Source organism: Mycobacterium sp. IDUB_28, assembly GCF_055419285.1.
On sequence record NZ_JBVAXK010000002.1, the window covers coordinates 461,904 to 480,457 of the forward strand.

The window sequence follows — 18,554 nt, forward strand, 5'->3', positions numbered from 1 at the left end:
TGGATGGTCTGACTACTCGGCAGCGTCAGCGACCGTGAAGAACGGCATCGAGTAGGCGGACTCGGTCTCGGAGAACAGGATTTCGTGGGACATGGGGTACTACCTTTCGGGGAAGTTGTTTCGTCGGATTCGGGCAAGCGGGTCAGAACGGGATGGACATGCAGATCTGCCTTTCCGGTCGACGAGATGGTGTCGGGGAAGGTCAGATCACTCGGCGTCGCCGGCGTGGAAAGCCGGAGCGGTGTAAGCGGTCTCGTACTCGCAGAACAGGTTCTCGTAGGACATGGTTTCCTTCTTTCGGGAGCTGGGCGGTTGAGCTGACCTGGATTCGTGGTGTCTTGTCTCCGTGTCGAAACCCATTCTTCGGCGCCGGGCACCGGCCCGGTATCCCCTTACCGGCTGCTGCGCAGCGGAAAACTCGGTCCGCTGACGGCACGAGTCGGGCCGTCCACCGATCGGGGGACGACCACTACCCGAGCCGCGTCCCCCTGCAAAACGCGGTAGTGCGCAAATCTTTATCGCACTGTGTTGCGGACGTGACCCGCGTTGCGCACTGTTGTCACGATGACCGCACCCGTGCTCGCGCTCAGAGTTCTGGCGCTGACACTCGGTGCCTTCGGGGTGTCGGCCGGGGTGGCAGCACCAATTCACGCGGACATGCTGGGCAATTCCTTTCTGAACGCGTTGACCGCCGCCGGCATCTCCTATGGGCAGCCGGCGACCGCGATCGCGCTGGGCCGGACGGTGTGTCCGAAGGTGTTGGCGCCCGGGGGCACGTTCGACGCCGTCGCCGCCGAAATGGCGGAGATCAACGGGCTGTCGCGGGAGCGGGCGGCGGGATTCACCGTTGTGGCGATCGCAACGTACTGCCCGTCGTTGCTGTCGCCGCTGTTCCCCACCCGGCTGCAGGCGTAGCCGCCGCTGCTGTCCGGCCGTGCCTGCTGTCGGCAAATTGTGTGGTTGTCCCGAGTGCCCGTAACCTCTAGCGGGTGGTCGACGACAGGCAGGGGCGCAGCGGGGCGAGGCGTCCGCGACCTGCGTCCGGCGGCGCCCGCGGGCGTGATCCGCGCCGGGAGGGCGACGCGTCATGGTCGGGTCCCGGCCGAGCCCGCCCGGCCCAACCCAGGCCCAACGCCGATCGCGCCACGCACGACGGGCCCCGGATACCGGCGGACGTCGACGCCCGACAGCTGGCCCCCGAGGTCCGGCGCGAGCTGAGCACCCTGGACCGTGCCACCGCCGACGCCGTTGCGCGCCATCTGGTGGCCGCGGGCGGGCTGCTCGACGACGACCCGGAATCCGCGCTGAGTCACGCTCGGGCGGCGCGGGCCCGCGCCAGCAGAATCGCCGCGGTCCGCGAGGCGGTCGGCATTGCCGCGTACCACTGCGGCGACTGGGCGCAGGCGCTCGCCGAATTCCGCGCGGCCCGCCGGATGGGCAGTAAATCCGCGTTGCTGGCACTGATCGCTGATTGCGAACGCGGCCTGGGTCGTCCGCAGCGGGCCATCGACCTTACGCGCGGGCCCGAGGCAGCGGAGCTCACCGGTGACGACGCCGACGAGTTGCGCATCGTCGCCGCCGGCGCCCGCGCTGACCTGGGTCAGCTCGAGCAGGCGTTGACCGTATTGTCCACCCCGCAGTTGGACCCGGCACGGACCGGCTCCACCGCGGCACGGTTGTTCTACGCCTACGCCGAGACGCTGCTGGCGCTCGGGCGTAACGACGAAGCGCTGCAATGGTTCCTGCGCTCGGCGGCAGCCGATGTCGAAGGTGTCACCGACGCCGAAGACCGGGTCAGCAGCCTTGGCTGACACCAAAACGCTTGCGCAGGAACATGATTGCCTGCTCCTCGACCTGGACGGGACAGTCTTCCGCGGCCATCAGCCCACCGAGGGTGCGGTGCAGACGCTGAGCGAGATAGCAAGCCGCACACTGTTCGTCACCAACAACGCCTCCCGGGCTGCGGACGAGGTCGCCGCGCACCTGTGTGAGCTGGGTTTCACCGCAGCGGCCGACGACGTCGTCACCAGTGCCCAGAGCGCGGCGCACCTGCTGGCCGGGCAACTTCCGTCGGGCTCGAAAGTCCTGGTCGTCGGCACCGACGCCCTGGCCGGTGAGATCTCGGCGGCCGGCCTGCGGCCGGTCCGCTCCTTCGATGACGACCCGGACGCCGTCGTCCAGGGTCTCTCGAAGACCCTCGGTTGGCCTGAGCTGGCCGAGGCCGCGCTGGCGATCCGGGCGGGCGCACTGTGGGTCGCCGCCAACGTCGACGCAACCCTGCCCACCGAGCGAGGCCTGTTGCCGGGCAATGGGTCTCTGGTCGCCGCGCTGCGTGCGGCCACCGGCGAGGAACCGCAGGTAGCGGGCAAACCGGGCCCGCAGCTGATGAAGGATGCGGTGGGGCGGGGCGATTTTCGCGCGCCGCTGGTGGTCGGTGACCGGCTGGACACCGACATCGAGGGCGCCAATGCCGCCGGACTGCCCAGCCTCATGGTGCTCACCGGCGTGAACTCCGCACGCGACGCGGTCTTCGCCGACGCGGCCCGCCGGCCCAGCTACATCGGCGCGGATCTGCGGTCGCTGCTGCGCGAACCCGACGAGCTCAAAGTCGGCGATCAGCCAGGCTGGCAAATCGACAGCCGGGACCGGACGGTCACCGTCACCGCGAGCGGCAACGGCCAGAAGGACGATCTGGCCATCGTGCGTGCCGTCGCCGGTGCAGTTTGGGACATGGACGAGACACCGCGCATCGAGGCCGGTGACGATCAGGCCCGCGACGCGCTGGAGCGCTGGTCGCTGCTGTCCGACGAGTAGCGTAGGAGCGCAATGACTATCGATCCCGAACAGATTCGCGCGGAAATCGAAGGGCTGATGGCCCAGCTGCCCGACCCGGCCGACGCGACAGGCGGACCGTCGCTCGAAGAGCTCGAGGACATCGCCAGACGACTATCCGAGGCGCACGACGTGCTGATGCGGGCGCTGGAGTCGGCGGAGAAGGGCTGAGTGCGCGCATGGCACGGCGTGCTCGCGTCGACGCCGAGCTGGTCCGGCGGGGTCTGGCGCGATCCCGGCAGCAGGCCGCCGAGTTGATCGGTGCCGGCCGGGTGCGCATCGACGGACTCCCGGCGCACAAGCCGGCCACCGCGGTAGCTGTCACCGCCGCCTTGACGGTCGCCGACGACGGCGAACGCAGTTGGGTGTCGCGCGGCGCGCACAAGCTGATCGGAGCGCTGGACGCGTTCGCCATCCCCGTGGCGGGCCGCCGTTGCCTGGACGCGGGCGCATCGACCGGGGGATTCACCGAGGTGCTGCTGGACCGGGGCGCCACCGAAGTCGTCGCTGCCGACGTCGGGTACGGCCAGCTGGCGTGGTCGCTGCGCAGCGACCCGCGGGTGCTGGTGATCGAACGCACCAACGTCCGCGACCTCGCGCCCGCAGCGGTCGGCGGGCCGGTCGAGCTGGTGGTGGCCGACCTGTCATTCATCTCGTTGGCCACGGTGCTGCCTGCGCTGGTTGATTGCGCTTCGCCCGGCGCGGATATCGTTCCCATGGTGAAACCGCAATTCGAGGTGGGCAAGGGCCAGGTCGGGCCCGGTGGGGTGGTACAGGATCCCCGATTGCGCGCGGAGTCGGTGCTTGCGGTCGCGCGTCGTGCCGGCGAGCTGGGCTGGCACCCGGTCGGAGTGACGGCCAGTCCGTTGCCGGGCCCGTCGGGCAATGTCGAGTACTTCCTGTGGTTGCGCGCCCAGACCGAGGGTGCGCTGAGCGGCGATGAGTTAGCCGGCGCGGTTCAGCGCGCAGTCTCGGAGGGGCCGCAGTGACGTCACCACGAACCGTACTGCTGGTCGTCCACACGGGCCGGGACGAAGCGACCGAGACCGCCCGGCGGGTGGAAAAGGTCCTCAACGAGAACAACATTGAGCTGCGCGCGTTGTCGGCCGAGGCGGTGGACCGGGGATCGTTGCGGATGGCTCCCGGCGATATGCGGGCCATGGGCGTCGACATCGAGGTCGTCGATGCGGACCCACGGGCCGCCGAAGGCTGCGAACTGGTCTTGGTCCTCGGCGGCGACGGCACGTTCCTGCGCGCGGCCGAATTGGCCCGCAACGCCGGCATTCCGGTGCTGGGGGTGAACCTGGGCCGGATCGGTTTCCTGGCCGAGGCTGAGGCCGAGAATATCGATGTCGTGCTCGATCACATCTGTGCGAAGAGCTATCGGGTGGAAGACCGCCTGACGCTGGATGTCGTTGTGCGCCAAGGTGGCGAGGTGATCGGGCAGGGTTGGGCGCTCAACGAGGCCAGCTTGGAGAAGGGTCCCCGCCTGGGTGTGCTCGGTGTGGTGGTCGAGGTCGACGGCCGGCCGGTGTCGACGTTCGGCTGCGACGGGGTGCTGGTGTCGACTCCCACCGGGTCCACCGCCTACGCATTCTCCGCCGGTGGCCCGGTGTTGTGGCCCGACCTCGAGGCAATCCTGGTGCTGCCCAACAATGCTCATGCCTTGTTCGGCCGGCCGATGGTCACCAGCCCGGACGCGGCGATCGCGGTCGAGATCGAAGCCGACGGACACGACGCGCTGGTGTTCTGCGACGGCCGTCGGGAAATGTTGGTCCCGGCGGGCAGCCGGCTCGAGGTGACCCGCGCTGTCACACCGGTGAAGTGGGCGCGACTGGACAGCGCACCGTTCACCGACCGGCTGGTGACCAAGTTCCGGCTACCCGTCACAGGTTGGCGCGGGAAGTAGCCGGTGCTCACCGAGATCCGCATCGAGTCGCTGGGCGCCATCAGCGTCGCGACCGCCGAATTCGGCCGTGGCCTGACGGTGCTGACCGGTGAAACCGGAACCGGCAAGACGATGGTGGTCACCGGTCTGCATCTGCTCGGCGGCGCGCGCGCCGACCCGACCCGGGTGCGGTCGGGCTCCGACCGTGCCGTGGTCGAAGGTCGTTTCACCACAACCGATGTCGACGATGCGGTGACCGCGGACCTCGACGGCATCCTGGACGCCTGCGGTGCCGAGCGCGATGAAGACGCCAGCGTGATCGCGCTGCGCACCGTCAATCGGGACGGGCCGTCGCGCGCCTACCTCGGCGGTCGCAGTGTGCCCGCGAAGTCGCTGAGTGAATTCACCACGCACTTGCTCGCGTTGCACGGCCAGAACGACCAGTTGCGGTTGATGCGTCCGGACGAGCAGCGCGGAGCGTTGGACCGCTTCGCGGCGGTGGGGGCCGCGGCTGAGCGTTACCGCAAGCTGCGCGATGCCTGGCTGACGGCGCGACGCGATCTCGCCGATCGCCGCGACCGGACCCGCGAACTCGTCCAGGAGGCCGACCGGTTGAAGTTCGCGCTGCAGGAGATCGACGCGGTCGCCCCCCAACCCGGTGAGGACGAGGCGCTGGTCGCCGATATTCTGCGGCTCTCTGAACTGGACACGCTGCGCGAGGCCGCGGCCTCAGCGCGCGAGTCGCTGTCGAGTTCGTCGGAGGAGGCCGTGGGCGCCGCTGACGTGCTGGCACGGGCCCGGGCGGCGCTGGAATCGACCGGAGACACCCGGCTGCGGGCGCTGGCCGACCAGATCTCTGATGCGCTGACGGTGGTCGTCGACGCGGTCGGCGAACTCGGCGACTACCTGGACGGGCTGCCGGTCGACGCCAGCGCGTTGGATGCCAAGCTGGCCCGGCAGGCTCAGTTGCGCACGCTGACCCGCAAGTACGCCGCCGACATCGACGGCGTGCTGCAGTGGGCGCAGGACTCCCGCGCGCGGCTTGCGCACCTGGACGTGTCCGAAGAAGGGCTGGCCGCGCTGCAGCGCCGCGTCGACGATCTCGGACACCAATTAGCTGACGTAGCAATCGATCTCAGCAAGATCCGGCGCCGGGCAGCCAAGAAACTGGCCAAGGAGGTCACCGCCGAGCTGTCCGCGCTGGCGATGGCCGACGCCGAGTTCAGCATCGGCGTCGCATCGGACCTCGCCGAGTCGACCGACGCGGCCGCGCTGTTGCTGCCCTCCGGCGAGACGGTCAGGGCCGGTGTCGACGGCATCGACGTCGTCGAGTTCGGCTTCGCCGCGCACCGCGGCATGTCGCTGCTGCCGCTGGCCAAGAGCGCCTCCGGCGGGGAGCTTTCCCGCGTCATGCTCGCCCTGGAGGTGGTGCTGGCAGCGTCGGCGACCGGGACCACCATGGTCTTCGACGAGGTGGACGCGGGTGTGGGTGGTTGGGCGGCGGTGCAGATCGGCCGGCGGTTGGCCAAGCTGGCACGTACCCACCAGGTCATTGTCGTCACGCATCTACCGCAGGTCGCCGCCTACGCCGACGTGCATCTGGTGGTACACAGCCACGGACCCAAGGGGGCCAGTGGCGTGCGCCGATTGGACAGCGACGACCGGGTGGCCGAACTGGCGCGCATGCTGGCCGGTCTGGGCGAGTCCGACAGCGCGCGGGCGCACGCCCGCGAACTGCTCGACACCGCGCAGAGCGAGCAGTGACCCCGGCGCCCGCGGGGTGCGCGAGCGACCTCATAGGTGCGCCGACACGCCGATGCGGACCGTACATATGGGGACTCTGGTCCCGCGCTCCAACACCTTGATGCCGCACCGCCATCAAGGTGTTACAGATGTGACGCTTTTAAACTAATGAGGCAGATGTTACGGCGCGCCTCCCCGCAGCGAGCGGTCCGCGCGGACAGAATCAGCCCCCATGAAGATGTCAGCACTTCTATCTCGCAACACTGACCGACCGGGTCTGACCGGCACCGCTCGCGTGGACCGCAATATAGACCGACTGCTGCGCCGGGTGTGCCCCGGCGACATCGTGGTCCTCGACATCCTGGACCTGGACCGCATCACCGCCGATGCCCTGGTCGAAGCTGACATCGCCGCCGTCGTCAACGCCTCGCCCTCGGTGTCGGGTCGCTACCCCAACCTCGGGCCCGAGGTGCTGGTCAACAACGGGGTCACCCTGATCGACGAGACCGGGCCGGAAATCTTCAAGAAGGTCAAGGACGGCGCGAAGATCCGCCTGCACGAGGGCGGGGTGTACTCCGGTGACCGCCGACTGATCCGGGGCACCGAACGCACCGATCACGACATCGCCGACCTCATGCGTGAGGCCAAGAGCGGACTGGCTGCGCACCTGGAAGCGTTCGCCGGCAACACCATCGAGTTCATCCGCAGCGAGAGTCCGCTGCTGATCGACGGAATCGGCATCCCCGACATCGACGTCGACATGCGGCGCCGGCATGTGGTGATCGTCTCCGAGGAGCCCAGCGCCGCAGACGATCTGAAGTCCCTCAAGCCGTTCATCAAGGAGTACCAGCCGGTGCTGGTCGGCGTCGGGCAGGGCGCCGACGTGCTGCGCAAAGCGGGCTACCGTCCGCAACTCATCGTGGGCGATCCCGACCAGATCAGCACCGAAGTCCTCAAGTGCGGCGCGCAGGTGGTGCTGCCCGCCGACGCCGACGGGCACGCCCCGGGTCTGGAGCGCATCCAGGATCTCGGTGTCGGGGCCATGACGTTCCCGGCCGCCGGGTCGGCGACCGATCTGGCGCTGCTGCTGGCCGATCACCACGGCGCTGCGCTGCTGGTCACCGCCGGCCACACCGCCAACATCGAGACGTTCTTCGACCGCACCCGCTCGCAGAGCAACCCCTCGACGTTCCTCACCCGGTTGCGGGTGGGGGAGAAGTTGGTGGACGCCAGGGCGGTCGCCACCCTGTACCGCAACCACATCTCCGGGGGTGCCATCGCGCTCCTGGCGCTGACGATGCTCATCGCGATCATCGTGGTGCTGTGGGTGTCGCGCACCGACGCTGTGGTGCTGCACTGGGTTGCCGACTACTGGAACCGCTTCACGCTCTGGATCCAGCACTTAATCTCCTAGATCGGACTCGTCATGATCTCGTTACGCCAACATGCGATCTCGCTGGCCGCGGTCTTCCTGGCCTTGGCCATCGGAGTTGTGCTGGGCTCGGGGTTCTTCTCCGACACCGTGCTGTCCAGCCTGCGTAACGAGAAGCGCGATCTGGCCGCACAGGTGAGCGGACTCAACGACCAGCGCAACGCGCTCAACGAAAAGCTGAGTGCGGCAAACAATTTCGATGCCCAAGTGCTCGGCCGGATCGTGCACGACGCGCTGACCGGCAAGGCGGTGGTCGTTTTCCGAACCCCCGACGCCAAGGATGACGACGTCGCCCGGGTGTCGAAGATCGTCGGGCAGGCCGGCGGCTCGATCACCGGAACCGTGTCGCTGACCCACGAGTTCGTCGAAGCCAACTCGGGGGAGAAGTTGCGCTCGGTGGTCAACTCGACGGCATTGCCGGCCGGCTCACAACTGAGCACCAAACTGGTCGACCAGGGCTCGCAGGCGGGCGACCTGCTCGGTATCGCACTGCTGACCACGTCCAAGCCAGATGTGCCGCCCGTCGACGAGGCCCAGCGCGACACCGTCCTGGCCGCCCTGCGCGAGACCGGCTTCATCACCTATCAGCCCAGCCAACACGTCGGCGTGGCGAACGCGGCGATCGTCGTCACCGGCGGAGGGCTACCGGCCGACGCCGGCAATCAAGGGGTCACGGTGGCGCGGTTCGCCGCCGCGCTGGCCCCACACGGCTCCGGCACGGTGCTGGCCGGGCGCGACGGCTCGGCGGGCGGCAGTGCGGCGGTGGCCGTGGCCCGTGCCGATGCCGCCATGGCGGGTGCGGTGAGCACTGTTGACGACGTCAACGCCGAGTCCGGGCGGATCACCACGATTCTGGCGCTGCACGAGTTGCTCGGTGGCGCGCATCCGGCGCACTTCGGCACCGGACACGGCGCGACGTCGGTGACCGTTCCCGAGTAAGGGCGTGTTACCCGCGGCGCGACGCGGTGGATGTTAGGGTGGGTTTCCGTGGGTCGGCAGGCCCAGTTCGTTGAATTCCATGCATCGCCCTGCCCGTCTTCACGGAGGTCGCCCAGTTGCGCAAGCATCCGCAGACTGCCACCAAGCACCTCTTCGTCAGCGGTGGGGTCGCGTCGTCACTGGGCAAAGGCTTGACCGCCAGCAGCCTCGGACAGTTGCTCACCGCCCGCGGACTGGCCGTGACCATGCAGAAACTCGACCCGTATCTCAATGTCGATCCGGGCACCATGAATCCGTTTCAGCACGGCGAGGTCTTTGTCACCGAGGACGGCGCCGAGACCGACCTCGACGTCGGACACTACGAACGCTTCCTCGACCGCGACCTGTCAGGTTCTGCGAATGTCACTACCGGACAGGTGTATTCGACGGTGATCGCCAAGGAGCGCCGTGGTGAATACCTCGGTGACACCGTTCAGGTCATCCCGCACATCACCGACGAGATCAAACGGCGCATCCTGGCCATGGCCGAACCGGACGCCGAAGGCAACCGTCCCGACGTCGTCATCACCGAGATCGGCGGCACCGTCGGTGACATCGAGTCGCAACCGTTCCTGGAGGCCGCCCGCCAGGTCCGTCACTACCTAGGCCGCGAGGACGTGTTCTTTCTGCACGTGTCGCTGGTGCCCTATCTGGCGCCGTCCGGGGAACTCAAGACCAAACCCACCCAGCACTCGGTGGCCGCGCTGCGCAGCATCGGTATCAGTCCGGACGCGTTGATCCTGCGCTGCGATCGGGTCGTTCCCGAGGCGCTGAAGAACAAGATCGCGTTGATGTGTGACGTCGACATCGACGGCGTCATCTCCACCCCGGACGCGCCCTCTATCTACGACATCCCCAAGGTGTTGCACCGCGAGGAACTCGATGCCTTCGTGGTCCGCCGGCTCAACCTGCCCTTCCGCGACGTCGACTGGACCGAATGGGACGACCTGCTGCGCAGGGTGCACGAACCCCACGACACCGTGCGAATTGCTCTGGTGGGCAAATACGTCGAACTCTCCGATGCCTACCTCTCGGTCAGCGAGGCGCTGCGCGCCGGTGGCTTCAAGCATCGCGCGAAGGTCGAAATCCATTGGGTGGCTTCCGATGACTGCGAGACTCCCAGCGGCGCCGCGCACGCGCTGGCCGACGTGCACGGGGTGCTGATCCCCGGCGGGTTCGGCATCCGCGGTATCGAAGGCAAGATCGGCGCCATCCGGCATGCGCGGGCCCGCGGGTTGCCGGTGTTCGGGTTGTGCCTCGGTCTGCAGTGCATCGTGATCGAAGCCGCCCGCTCGGTGGGGCTCACCGAGGCGAACTCGGCCGAGTTCGAGCCGGACACACCGGATCCGGTGATCTCCACGATGGCCGACCAGGAACACATCGTGGCCGGCGAGGCAGATCTGGGCGGCACCATGCGGCTAGGTGCCTATCCCGCTGTGCTGCAGGAAGATTCGATTGTCGCCGAAGCGTATGGTGCTACCTCGGTGTCCGAGCGGCACCGGCATCGCTACGAGGTGAACAACGCCTACCGGGAGAAGATCGCGGAGAGCGGCCTACGATTCTGCGGGACCTCACCGGACGGGCACCTGGTGGAATTCGTCGAGTACCCCCCCGATCAGCATCCGTTCGTCGTCGGCACTCAGGCACATCCGGAGCTGAAGAGCCGGCCCACCCGTCCGCACCCGTTGTTCGTCGCATTCGTCAAAGCGGCCATCGACTACAAGGCCGGCGAACTGCTGCCTGTCGAAATCCCGGAATATCCCGATCAGCATGCGCCCAACGGCAACGAGCATCGTGGCAGTGTCGGCCAACCGTTACCCGAACCCGTCACCCGTGGCTGAGCACGATTTCGAGACCGTAGCGTCCGAAACCCTTTATCAGGGTGCAATTTTCGCGTTGCGGCGCGACGAAGTCCGGATGCCCGGCGGCAACACCGCAAAACGGGAAGTGCTGGAGCACTACGGCGCCGTCGCGATCGTCGCGATGAACGACGACAACGAAATCGCGATGGTCTATCAGTACCGCCACACCTATGGTCGCCGGATATGGGAGTTGCCGGCCGGGCTGCTCGACGCGCCCGGCGAGGCACCGCACCGGACGGCGGAGCGCGAACTCGAAGAGGAGGTCGGCCTGCACGCCGACACCTGGCAGGTGCTGCTCGACGTCAACACCGCTCCGGGTTACAGCGACGAATCGGTGCGTGTCTATCTGGCCACCGGGTTGCGCGACATCGGGCGGCCCGAGGCGCAGGACGAGGAAGCCGACATGACCATGCGCTGGTATGCCGTCGACGACGCGGTGCAGCGGGTGCTGAGCGGGGAGATCGTCAATTCGATTGCCATCGCGGGGATTTTGGCGGCCCACGCCGTGCATGAGGGGTTGGCCCAGCCGCGCCCGCTGGACAGCCTGTGGCTGGACAAGCCCGGCGCTTTCGCCAAGCGCAAGGCAGGGCAGTGACGACGCTGACCCTCGATGATCAGATGCAGGGTTATCTCGACCATCTGACGATCGAGCGTGGCGTTGCGGCGAACACCTTGAGCTCGTACCGACGCGACCTGCGTCGTTACTCAAAGCATCTGGAAGAGCGTGGAATTCACGATCTGGCCAAGGTCGGTGAAAGCGACGTCAGCGAATTCCTGGTGGCGCTGCGACGCGGCGACCCGGAGTCCGGATCGGTAGCGCTGTCCGCGGTGTCGGCAGCGCGGGCGTTGATCGCGGTGCGCGGGCTGCACCGCTTCGCCGCCGCGGAGGGTTTGGCGGAACTGGATGTGGCGCGGGCGGTGCGACCGCCGACGCCGGGCCGCCGGTTGCCCAAGAGCCTGACCATCGACCAGGTGCTGGCGCTGCTGGAAGCCGCCGGCGGCGAGGACGCCGCGGACGGGCCGTTGACGTTGCGTAACCGCGCGCTGCTGGAATTGTTGTACTCCACCGGATCACGGATCTCCGAGGCAGTCGGCCTGGACGTCGACGACGTCGACACGCACGCCCGGTCGGTGTTGCTGCGGGGCAAGGGCGGTAAGCAGCGGCTGGTGCCGATCGGACGTCCGGCCGTGCAGGCGTTGGACGCCTACCTGGTGCGGGGACGTCCCGACCTGGCCCGACGCGGCCGCGGCACCCCGGCGATCTTTCTCAACGCCCGGGGCGGGCGGTTGTCCCGGCAGAGCGCGTGGCAGGTCCTGCAGGATTCCGCCGAGCGTGCCGGCATCACCTCAGGGGTGTCGCCGCACATGCTGCGGCACTCGTTCGCCACCCACCTGCTCGAGGGCGGTGCGGATGTCCGCGTGGTGCAGGAGTTGCTGGGCCACGCGTCGGTGACCACGACGCAGATCTACACGCTGGTCACGGTGCATGCGCTGCGCGAGGTATGGGCCGGCGCGCACCCCCGCGCCCAGTAGCTCCCTTACTCTCGCGAGCAGACGCAAAAGCCCCCTCTGACAGCGCAAATAAGGGGCTTTTGCGTCTGCTCGCGAGGGAACCTACCCCAGGAACTCGGACTCGAGCACCAGGTCGGACACCATGGACTGGTATTCCAGATGGGTCTTGTGCTCGACCGTTCGCCACGACTTGCCCTCTTGTTCGTGCATGTAGGCGCGATACTGCGGCGCACCCGGTACCCGGACATTGTCGGCGACGGCGATCGAGCCGGGATGCAGCCAGCCGCGGTCCACAATGCTCTGCAGGTCATCGAGGTACGCATCTTTGTCGTGATCGAGAAAGAGGAAATCGATTGCCCCAGAGGCGAATTGATGCTCACTGGCCAACACGTCCAAGGTGCGTCCGCCATCGCCGATGGTCCCGACCACACACGTCACCCGATCGGCCACGCCGGCATGACTCCAGATCCGGCGGGCGTTGGCGGCGTTGGCTTCGGCGAGCTCGACGGAGTACACCGCGGCGTTGGGGGCGGCCCGCGCAATTCGCAGCGCGCCGTAACCCAGGTAGGTGCCCAGTTCCAGGGCCAGCGCCGGATTGGTGCGCTTGACCGCCGCGTCGAGCAGCTGGCCCTTCTCGTCGCCGACGTTGATCAAGATGGACTTCTCGTAGGCGAACTTATCGATAGCGGCCAGCACACCGTCAAGATCCCCGGCGCGGGCGTTGTTCAGCACATAGTCCACGGCCGCAGCCTCGCGCCCGTCGCCGATCTGGCCGGTTTTGGTGATGTTGCGCGCACCGGTGGCCATCCGCCAGACCGACCACCGGAGCAGAGGTATACGTCGCTTCAGGTCCATAGTGACCCACCATAGGCCCACACCGTGCAGCACGATCGGCGTCGCTGCCGCGGTACAAATGTGACGGATGTGACTGTCGTGACTCCATCACCAATACGACGATAATTGCTGGTCGCGTCACCTGCGGGTCGGCCGGTACCGGCGGGGGCAGCCGTTAGACTTTCCAGCGATGTCCAACCAGGCGCCCGTCACCACCAGTCACGACCGGGTATGACCGACCGACCCGACAGCGGCCCGGAGATCGGCCTTACTGGCCGGCCGCCGCGGGCGATCCCGGACCCCCAACCGCTCACCGCCCACGGCCCGGCCAAAGTCGTCGCGATGTGCAACCAAAAGGGCGGCGTCGGCAAGACCACCTCGACCATCAATCTGGGTGCCGCCCTGGCCGAATACGGCCGACGGGTGTTGCTGGTGGATATGGACCCGCAGGGCGCACTGTCGGCGGGTCTCGGTGTGCCGCACTGGGAGTTGGACAAGACGGTCTACAACCTGCTGGTCGAGCCGCGGACGTCGATCGACAACGTGCTGATCAACACCCGGGTCAAGAACCTGGACCTGGTGCCCAGCAACATCGATCTGTCCGCCGCCGAAATCCAGCTGGTCAACGAAGTGGGCCGGGAGCAAACGCTGAACCGGGCACTGTACCCGGTGCTGGACCGCTACGACTACGTCCTCATCGACTGCCAGCCCTCGCTGGGGCTGCTCACTGTCAACGGATTGGCCTGCTCGGAAGGCGTGGTGATCCCGACCGAGTGTGAGTTCTTCTCGCTGCGCGGGCTGGCGTTGCTCACCGACACCGTGGACAAGGTGCGTGACCGGCTGAACCCCAAATTGGACATCAGCGGCATCCTGATCACCCGCTATGACCCGCGGACCGTCAACTCCCGCGAAGTGATGGCCCGTGTCGTCGAGCGGTTCGGTGATTTAGTGTTCGACACCGTGATCACCCGCACCGTGCGCTTCCCGGAGACCAGTGTCGCCGGCGAACCCATCACGACCTGGGCCCCCCGGTCCGGCGGCGCCGTCGCATATCGGGCCTTGGCGCGCGAGTTCATCGACCGATTCGGCGTGTGAACGCCGCACCCGAGAGCGGCTACTCGGATGGCTTTCGAGTCCGGCTGAACAACTTCGAAGGGCCGTTCGACCTGCTGTTGCAGCTCATCTTCGCGCACCGGCTCGATGTCACCGAGGTGGCGTTGCACCAGGTCACCGACGACTTCATCGGCTACACGAAGGCCATCGGCGCCCAGCTCGACCTCGAGGAGACCACCGCCTTCCTGGTGGTCGCGGCCACACTGCTGGATCTCAAGGCAGCCCGACTGCTGCCCACAGGTCAGGTCGACGACGAAGAAGACCTTGCTCTGCTGGAGGTGCGCGACCTGCTGTTCGCGCGGCTGCTGCAGTACCGCGCGTTCAAGCACGTCGCGGAGATGTTCGCCGAATTGGAGGCGACCGCGCTGCGCAGCTACCCCCGAGCGGTGTCGCTGGAGGATCGCTTCGCGAGCCTGCTACCAGAGGTGATGCTCGGCGTCGACGCCGCGAAGTTCGCCGAGATCGCGGCCATCGCGTTCACGCCGCGCCCGGTTCCGACGGTGGGCGTCGGGCATCTGCACGTGCAAACGGTGTCGGTGCCCGAACAGGCCCGGCACATTCTGGCGATGTTGGAGAGCCGGGGTAATGGGCAGTGGGCGTCGTTCTCCGAGTTGGTCGCCGACTGCACGGTGCCGGTCGAGATCGTCGGGCGCTTCCTGGCGCTGCTCGAACTGTATCGCTCTCGGGCGGTAGCATTCGACCAGTCCGAGCCCCTCGGCGTGCTTCACGTGTCGTGGACCGGGGAGCGGCCCAGCAGCGAAGTTTTATTAGAAACGCGAGACCATGACTGACCAGACGCCCGATCTGGACGCTGGCATCCCGGACATCGCTGAGCCGCTGGAACTTGATCCGGATGAACTCGGCCGAGTGCTGGAGTCGCTGCTGTTGGTGGTAGACACGCCGGTGACCGCGGAGGCCCTGGCGTCGGCGACCGAGCAACCGGTCTACCGGATCACCGCCAGATTGGAACAGCTGGCCGACGAACTCACCACGCGTGACAGCGGCATCGATCTGCGGCACAACAGCGAGGGCTGGCGGCTGTACACCCGCGCCCGGTTCGCGCCCTACGTCGAGAAGCTTTTGCTCGACGGTGCGCGGACCAAGCTGACCCGCGCCGCCCTGGAGACGCTGGCAGTGGTGGCCTACCGCCAGCCGGTGACGCGCGCGCGCGTCAGCGCGGTGCGCGGGGTGAACGTCGATGCGGTGATGCGTACGTTGTTGGCGCGCGGGCTGATCACCGAGGTCGGCAGCGACGAAGACACCGGTGCGATGACCTTCGCCACCACCGAATTGTTCTTGGAGCGTTTGGGATTGACCTCATTGACGGAATTGCCGGATATCGCGCCGCTGCTTCCCGACGTCGACACCATCGACGACATCAGCGACTCGCTGGACAGCGAACCCCGGTTCATCAAACTCGGCGGCGGCCCGTCGGCCGATCAGGCATTGAGCTTCGACGTGGATCACGACTGATGGTCGAATTCGAGGAGCCGCAGGGCACCCGCCTGCAAAAGGTGTTGTCGCAGGCGGGAATTGCGTCGCGGCGCGCAGCCGAGAAGCTGATCATGGAGGGTCGCGTCGAGGTGGATGGTCAGGTGGTGACCGAGCTGGGCACCCGGGTCGATCCGGACGCATCGGTGATCCGCGTCGACGGAGCCAGGGTCGTGCTCGACGACTCACTGGTCTATCTGGCCTTGAACAAGCCCCGCGGCATGCACTCCACCATGTCCGACGACCGCGGCCGGGCCTGCATCGGCGACCTGATCGAGCGAAAGGTCCGCGGCAACAAGAATCTTTTCCATGTGGGTCGGCTGGACGCCGACACCGAAGGCCTGATTCTGTTGACCAATGACGGCGAACTGGCGCACCGGTTGATGCACCCCTCGCACGAGGTCCCGAAGACTTACCTTGCCACCGTGACGGGTTCGGTGCCGCGGGGACTGGGCAAGCAGCTGCGCGCCGGAATCGACTTGGACGATGGTCCGGTCCGGGTCGACGATTTCGCGGTGGTCGACGCGATACCCGGCAAGTCGCTGGTGCGGGTGACGCTGCACGAAGGACGCAACCGCATCGTGCGACGCATGCTGGCCGCAGTGGGTTATCCGGTGGAAGCGTTGGTGCGCACCGACATCGGCGCGGTGACGTTGGGCAAGCAGCGTCCCGGTTCGGTGCGGGCGTTACGGCAGGACGAGATCGGGCAACTGTATAAGGCGGTGGGATTGTGACGGTTGTCGCCATCGACGGTCCTGCCGGTACCGGAAAGTCCTCCGTCGCAAGGGGATTGGCGCGTGGGTTGGATGCCCGCTTCCTCGACACCGGGGCGATGTACCGGATCGTGACGCTGGCCGTGCTGCGCCAGGGCATCGATCCCGCTGATACTCAGGCAGTCGGCGAATGCGCCTCAAAGGTGCAGTTGTCGGTGGGATATGACCCGGGTGCCAGCAGCTTTCGACTCGCCGGAGAGGATGTGTCGTCGCAGATCCGCGGTGACGACGTCACCCGCGCGGTGTCGGCGGTGTCGGCGGTGCCCGCTGTGCGTACCCGACTGGTCGATCTGCAGCGCCAGCTGGCGCAAGCACCGGACACCATCGTGGTCGAGGGGCGCGACATCGGCACCGTGGTGTTCCCCGACGCGTCGGTCAAGATCTTCCTGACCGCCTCGGCGGAAACCCGCGCGGAGCGACGCAATGCGCAGAACGTCAAGGCGGGCCTGCCCGACGACTACGAGGCGGTGCTGGCCGATGTGCGCCGCCGCGACCACCTCGATTCCACCCGAACGGTGTCCCCGCTGCGTGCGGCCTCGGATGCGATCATCGTCGACACCAGCGACATGACCGAGGATCAGGTGATCGCGCACCTGCAGGATCTGGTGACTCAGCGAAGCGAGGCCACGCGATGACCGAGGACGGCATCTGGTCTGACGAAAGCGACTGGGAATTAAGCGATTCCGAGCTGGACGAGTTCGCCGAATCGGGACCTGCACCCGTCGTTGCGATCGTCGGGCGACCTAACGTCGGCAAGTCGACGTTGGTCAACCGCATCATCGGGCGACGTGAGGCGGTGGTGCAGGACGTGCCCGGGGTGACTCGGGACCGGGTGTCCTACGACGCGTTGTGGACCGGTCGCCGGTTCGTCGTCCAGGACACCGGGGGATGGGAGCCCGACGCCAAAGGCCTGCAGCAGTTGGTCGCTGAGCAGGCCTCGGTCGCCATGCGCACTGCCGACGCAGTGATCCTCGTCGTCGACGCCACCGTGGGCGCTACCGCCGCGGACGAGGCCGCCGCGCGCATCCTGCAGCGTGCCGGAAAGCCGATTTTCCTGGCCGCCAACAAGGTTGACAGCGACAGAAGCGAATCCGACGCCGCCGCGCTGTGGTCGTTGGGACTCGGCGAGCCCCACGCGATCAGTGCCATGCACGGTCGCGGGGTCGCCGACCTGCTGGACGCGGTGCTGGCGGCGCTGCCCGAGGTGGCCGAGGCGGGGTCGCAGAGCGGCGGACCGCGACGGGTCGCCCTGGTCGGCAAGCCCAACGTCGGCAAGAGCTCGCTGTTGAACAAGCTGGCCGGCGATCAGCGTTCGGTGGTGCACGACGCCGCCGGCACCACCGTCGACCCGGTGGACTCGCTGATCGAGCTGGACGGCAAGGTGTTTCGCTTCGTGGACACGGCCGGGCTGCGGCGCAAGGTCGGGCAGGCCAGCGGCCACGAGTTCTATGCCTCGGTGCGCACCCACGGGGCCATCGATGCCGCCGAGGTGGTGATCGTGCTGATCGACGCCTCCCAGCCGCTGACCGAGCAAGACCTGCGGGTGCTGTCGATGGTGATCGAGGCCGGGCGGGCGCTGGTGCTGGCCTACAACAAATGGGACCTGGTCGACGAGGACCGCCGGGATCTGCTGGACCGGGAGATCGACCGCGAGCTGGTGCAAGTGCGTTGGGCGCAGCGGGTCAACATCTCCGCCAAAACGGGCCGGGCGGTGCAGAAACTGGTGCCGGCGATGGAGAACGCTTTGGCGTCCTGGGACACCAGGATTGCCACCGGTCCGCTGAACAGTTGGATCAAGGAGATCGTCGCGGCCACCCCGCCGCCGGTGCGCGGCGGCAAGCAGCCGCGCATCCTGTTCGCCACTCAGGCCGCCGCTCGACCACCGACGTTCGTGCTGTTCACCTCGGGCTTCCTGGAGGCGGGCTACCGGCGATTCCTGGAGCGGCGGCTGCGTGAGACGTTCGGGTTCGAGGGGAGTCCGATCCGGATCAATGTGCGGGTGCGGGAGAAGCGGGGTGCGCGGCGCCGCTGAAAGCTGGGAAACCGCCGACGTTGGCTCCGCCGCCACCGGATCTGGTTGGGTTCGTTTCGGCGCT

20 protein-coding genes are annotated in these 18,554 nt (G+C 67.4%); 18 read left to right on the forward strand and 2 right to left on the reverse strand.

Going from position 1 to position 18,554, the window contains the following annotated elements:
* Positions 1-207: 207 nt before the first annotated feature.
* On the reverse strand, positions 208-360 hold the full coding sequence (locus tag ACZYZ9_RS05975) for a hypothetical protein (RefSeq protein ID WP_463825284.1): 153 nt from the start codon (positions 358-360) through the stop codon (positions 208-210).
* Positions 361-564: 204 nt separating this feature from the next.
* Between ACZYZ9_RS05975 and ACZYZ9_RS05980 the strand changes: the two genes are divergently transcribed.
* The 12 genes from ACZYZ9_RS05980 to xerD all read left to right on the forward strand — a co-directional run bounded on the left by ACZYZ9_RS05980 (position 565) and on the right by xerD (position 12,268).
* Positions 565-915 carry a DUF732 domain-containing protein gene (locus ACZYZ9_RS05980; protein ID WP_463825285.1) on the forward strand — a complete coding sequence of 117 codons (351 nt, stop codon included), beginning with the start codon at positions 565-567 and terminating at the stop codon, positions 913-915.
* Positions 916-989: 74 nt separating this feature from the next.
* The gene (locus ACZYZ9_RS05985) at positions 990-1,811 is read left to right on the forward strand and encodes a tetratricopeptide repeat protein (RefSeq protein ID WP_463825286.1); all 822 of its coding nucleotides are present in this window, start codon (positions 990-992) and stop codon (positions 1,809-1,811) included.
* Positions 1,804-2,814, forward strand: a complete 1,011-nt coding sequence (locus tag ACZYZ9_RS05990) for an HAD-IIA family hydrolase (RefSeq protein WP_463825287.1) — start codon at positions 1,804-1,806, stop codon at positions 2,812-2,814. Before ACZYZ9_RS05985 ends, ACZYZ9_RS05990 begins: the two co-directional genes overlap by 8 nt.
* Positions 2,815-2,826: 12 nt before the next feature.
* Positions 2,827-3,003 (forward strand): hypothetical protein, encoded by a 177-nt coding sequence (locus tag ACZYZ9_RS05995; RefSeq protein WP_463825288.1) that lies wholly within the window; start codon positions 2,827-2,829, stop codon positions 3,001-3,003.
* A gap of 8 nt (positions 3,004-3,011) precedes the next feature.
* On the forward strand, positions 3,012-3,821 hold the full coding sequence (locus tag ACZYZ9_RS06000; RefSeq protein ID WP_463825289.1) for a TlyA family RNA methyltransferase: 810 nt from the start codon (positions 3,012-3,014) through the stop codon (positions 3,819-3,821).
* Positions 3,818-4,741, forward strand: a complete 924-nt coding sequence (locus tag ACZYZ9_RS06005) for an NAD kinase (RefSeq protein ID WP_463825290.1) — start codon at positions 3,818-3,820, stop codon at positions 4,739-4,741. Before ACZYZ9_RS06000 ends, ACZYZ9_RS06005 begins: the two co-directional genes overlap by 4 nt.
* 3 nt (positions 4,742-4,744) lie before the next feature.
* Positions 4,745-6,484 (forward strand): DNA repair protein RecN, encoded by a 1,740-nt coding sequence (gene recN / locus ACZYZ9_RS06010; RefSeq protein ID WP_463825291.1) that lies wholly within the window; start codon positions 4,745-4,747, stop codon positions 6,482-6,484.
* A gap of 211 nt (positions 6,485-6,695) precedes the next feature.
* On the forward strand, positions 6,696-7,877 hold the full coding sequence (steA, locus tag ACZYZ9_RS06015) for a putative cytokinetic ring protein SteA (protein ID WP_463825292.1): 1,182 nt from the start codon (positions 6,696-6,698) through the stop codon (positions 7,875-7,877).
* A 12-nt stretch (positions 7,878-7,889) separates the two neighbouring features.
* Positions 7,890-8,834, forward strand: coding sequence for a copper transporter (locus ACZYZ9_RS06020; protein ID WP_463825293.1), 945 nt, complete (start codon positions 7,890-7,892; stop codon positions 8,832-8,834).
* Between the two features lie 116 nt (positions 8,835-8,950).
* Positions 8,951-10,714, forward strand: a complete 1,764-nt coding sequence (locus tag ACZYZ9_RS06025; RefSeq protein ID WP_463825294.1) for a CTP synthase — start codon at positions 8,951-8,953, stop codon at positions 10,712-10,714.
* Positions 10,707-11,330 carry an NUDIX domain-containing protein gene (locus ACZYZ9_RS06030; RefSeq protein ID WP_463825295.1) on the forward strand — a complete coding sequence of 208 codons (624 nt, stop codon included), beginning with the start codon at positions 10,707-10,709 and terminating at the stop codon, positions 11,328-11,330. The genes ACZYZ9_RS06025 and ACZYZ9_RS06030 overlap by 8 nt, the downstream gene beginning before the upstream one ends.
* A gap of 23 nt (positions 11,331-11,353) precedes the next feature.
* Positions 11,354-12,268 carry a site-specific tyrosine recombinase XerD gene (gene xerD / locus ACZYZ9_RS06035; protein ID WP_463825463.1) on the forward strand — a complete coding sequence of 305 codons (915 nt, stop codon included), beginning with the start codon at positions 11,354-11,356 and terminating at the stop codon, positions 12,266-12,268.
* An 81-nt stretch (positions 12,269-12,349) separates the two neighbouring features.
* On the opposite strand, the gene ACZYZ9_RS06040 is transcribed toward xerD, so the two are convergent.
* On the reverse strand, positions 12,350-13,102 hold the full coding sequence (locus tag ACZYZ9_RS06040) for an O-methyltransferase (protein ID WP_463825296.1): 753 nt from the start codon (positions 13,100-13,102) through the stop codon (positions 12,350-12,352).
* Positions 13,103-13,312: 210 nt separating this feature from the next.
* On the opposite strand from ACZYZ9_RS06040, the gene ACZYZ9_RS06045 reads away from it, so the two are divergent.
* The 6 genes from ACZYZ9_RS06045 to der are packed head-to-tail and all read left to right on the forward strand — an operon-like array spanning position 13,313 to position 18,490.
* Positions 13,313-14,176: a ParA family protein gene (locus ACZYZ9_RS06045; protein WP_463825297.1), complete on the forward strand. Its 864-nt coding sequence runs from the start codon at positions 13,313-13,315 to the stop codon at positions 14,174-14,176.
* Positions 14,173-14,985 (forward strand): segregation/condensation protein A, encoded by an 813-nt coding sequence (locus ACZYZ9_RS06050; RefSeq protein ID WP_463825298.1) that lies wholly within the window; start codon positions 14,173-14,175, stop codon positions 14,983-14,985. The genes ACZYZ9_RS06045 and ACZYZ9_RS06050 overlap by 4 nt, the downstream gene beginning before the upstream one ends.
* The gene (scpB, locus tag ACZYZ9_RS06055; protein ID WP_463825299.1) at positions 14,978-15,667 is read left to right on the forward strand and encodes an SMC-Scp complex subunit ScpB; all 690 of its coding nucleotides are present in this window, start codon (positions 14,978-14,980) and stop codon (positions 15,665-15,667) included. Before ACZYZ9_RS06050 ends, scpB begins: the two co-directional genes overlap by 8 nt.
* Positions 15,667-16,419 carry a pseudouridine synthase gene (locus ACZYZ9_RS06060; RefSeq protein ID WP_463825300.1) on the forward strand — a complete coding sequence of 251 codons (753 nt, stop codon included), beginning with the start codon at positions 15,667-15,669 and terminating at the stop codon, positions 16,417-16,419. The genes scpB and ACZYZ9_RS06060 overlap by 1 nt, the downstream gene beginning before the upstream one ends.
* Positions 16,416-17,093 (forward strand): (d)CMP kinase, encoded by a 678-nt coding sequence (gene cmk / locus ACZYZ9_RS06065; protein WP_463825301.1) that lies wholly within the window; start codon positions 16,416-16,418, stop codon positions 17,091-17,093. Before ACZYZ9_RS06060 ends, cmk begins: the two co-directional genes overlap by 4 nt.
* Positions 17,090-18,490 (forward strand): ribosome biogenesis GTPase Der, encoded by a 1,401-nt coding sequence (gene der, locus ACZYZ9_RS06070; RefSeq protein WP_463825302.1) that lies wholly within the window; start codon positions 17,090-17,092, stop codon positions 18,488-18,490. Before cmk ends, der begins: the two co-directional genes overlap by 4 nt.
* Positions 18,491-18,554 lie beyond the last annotated feature (64 nt).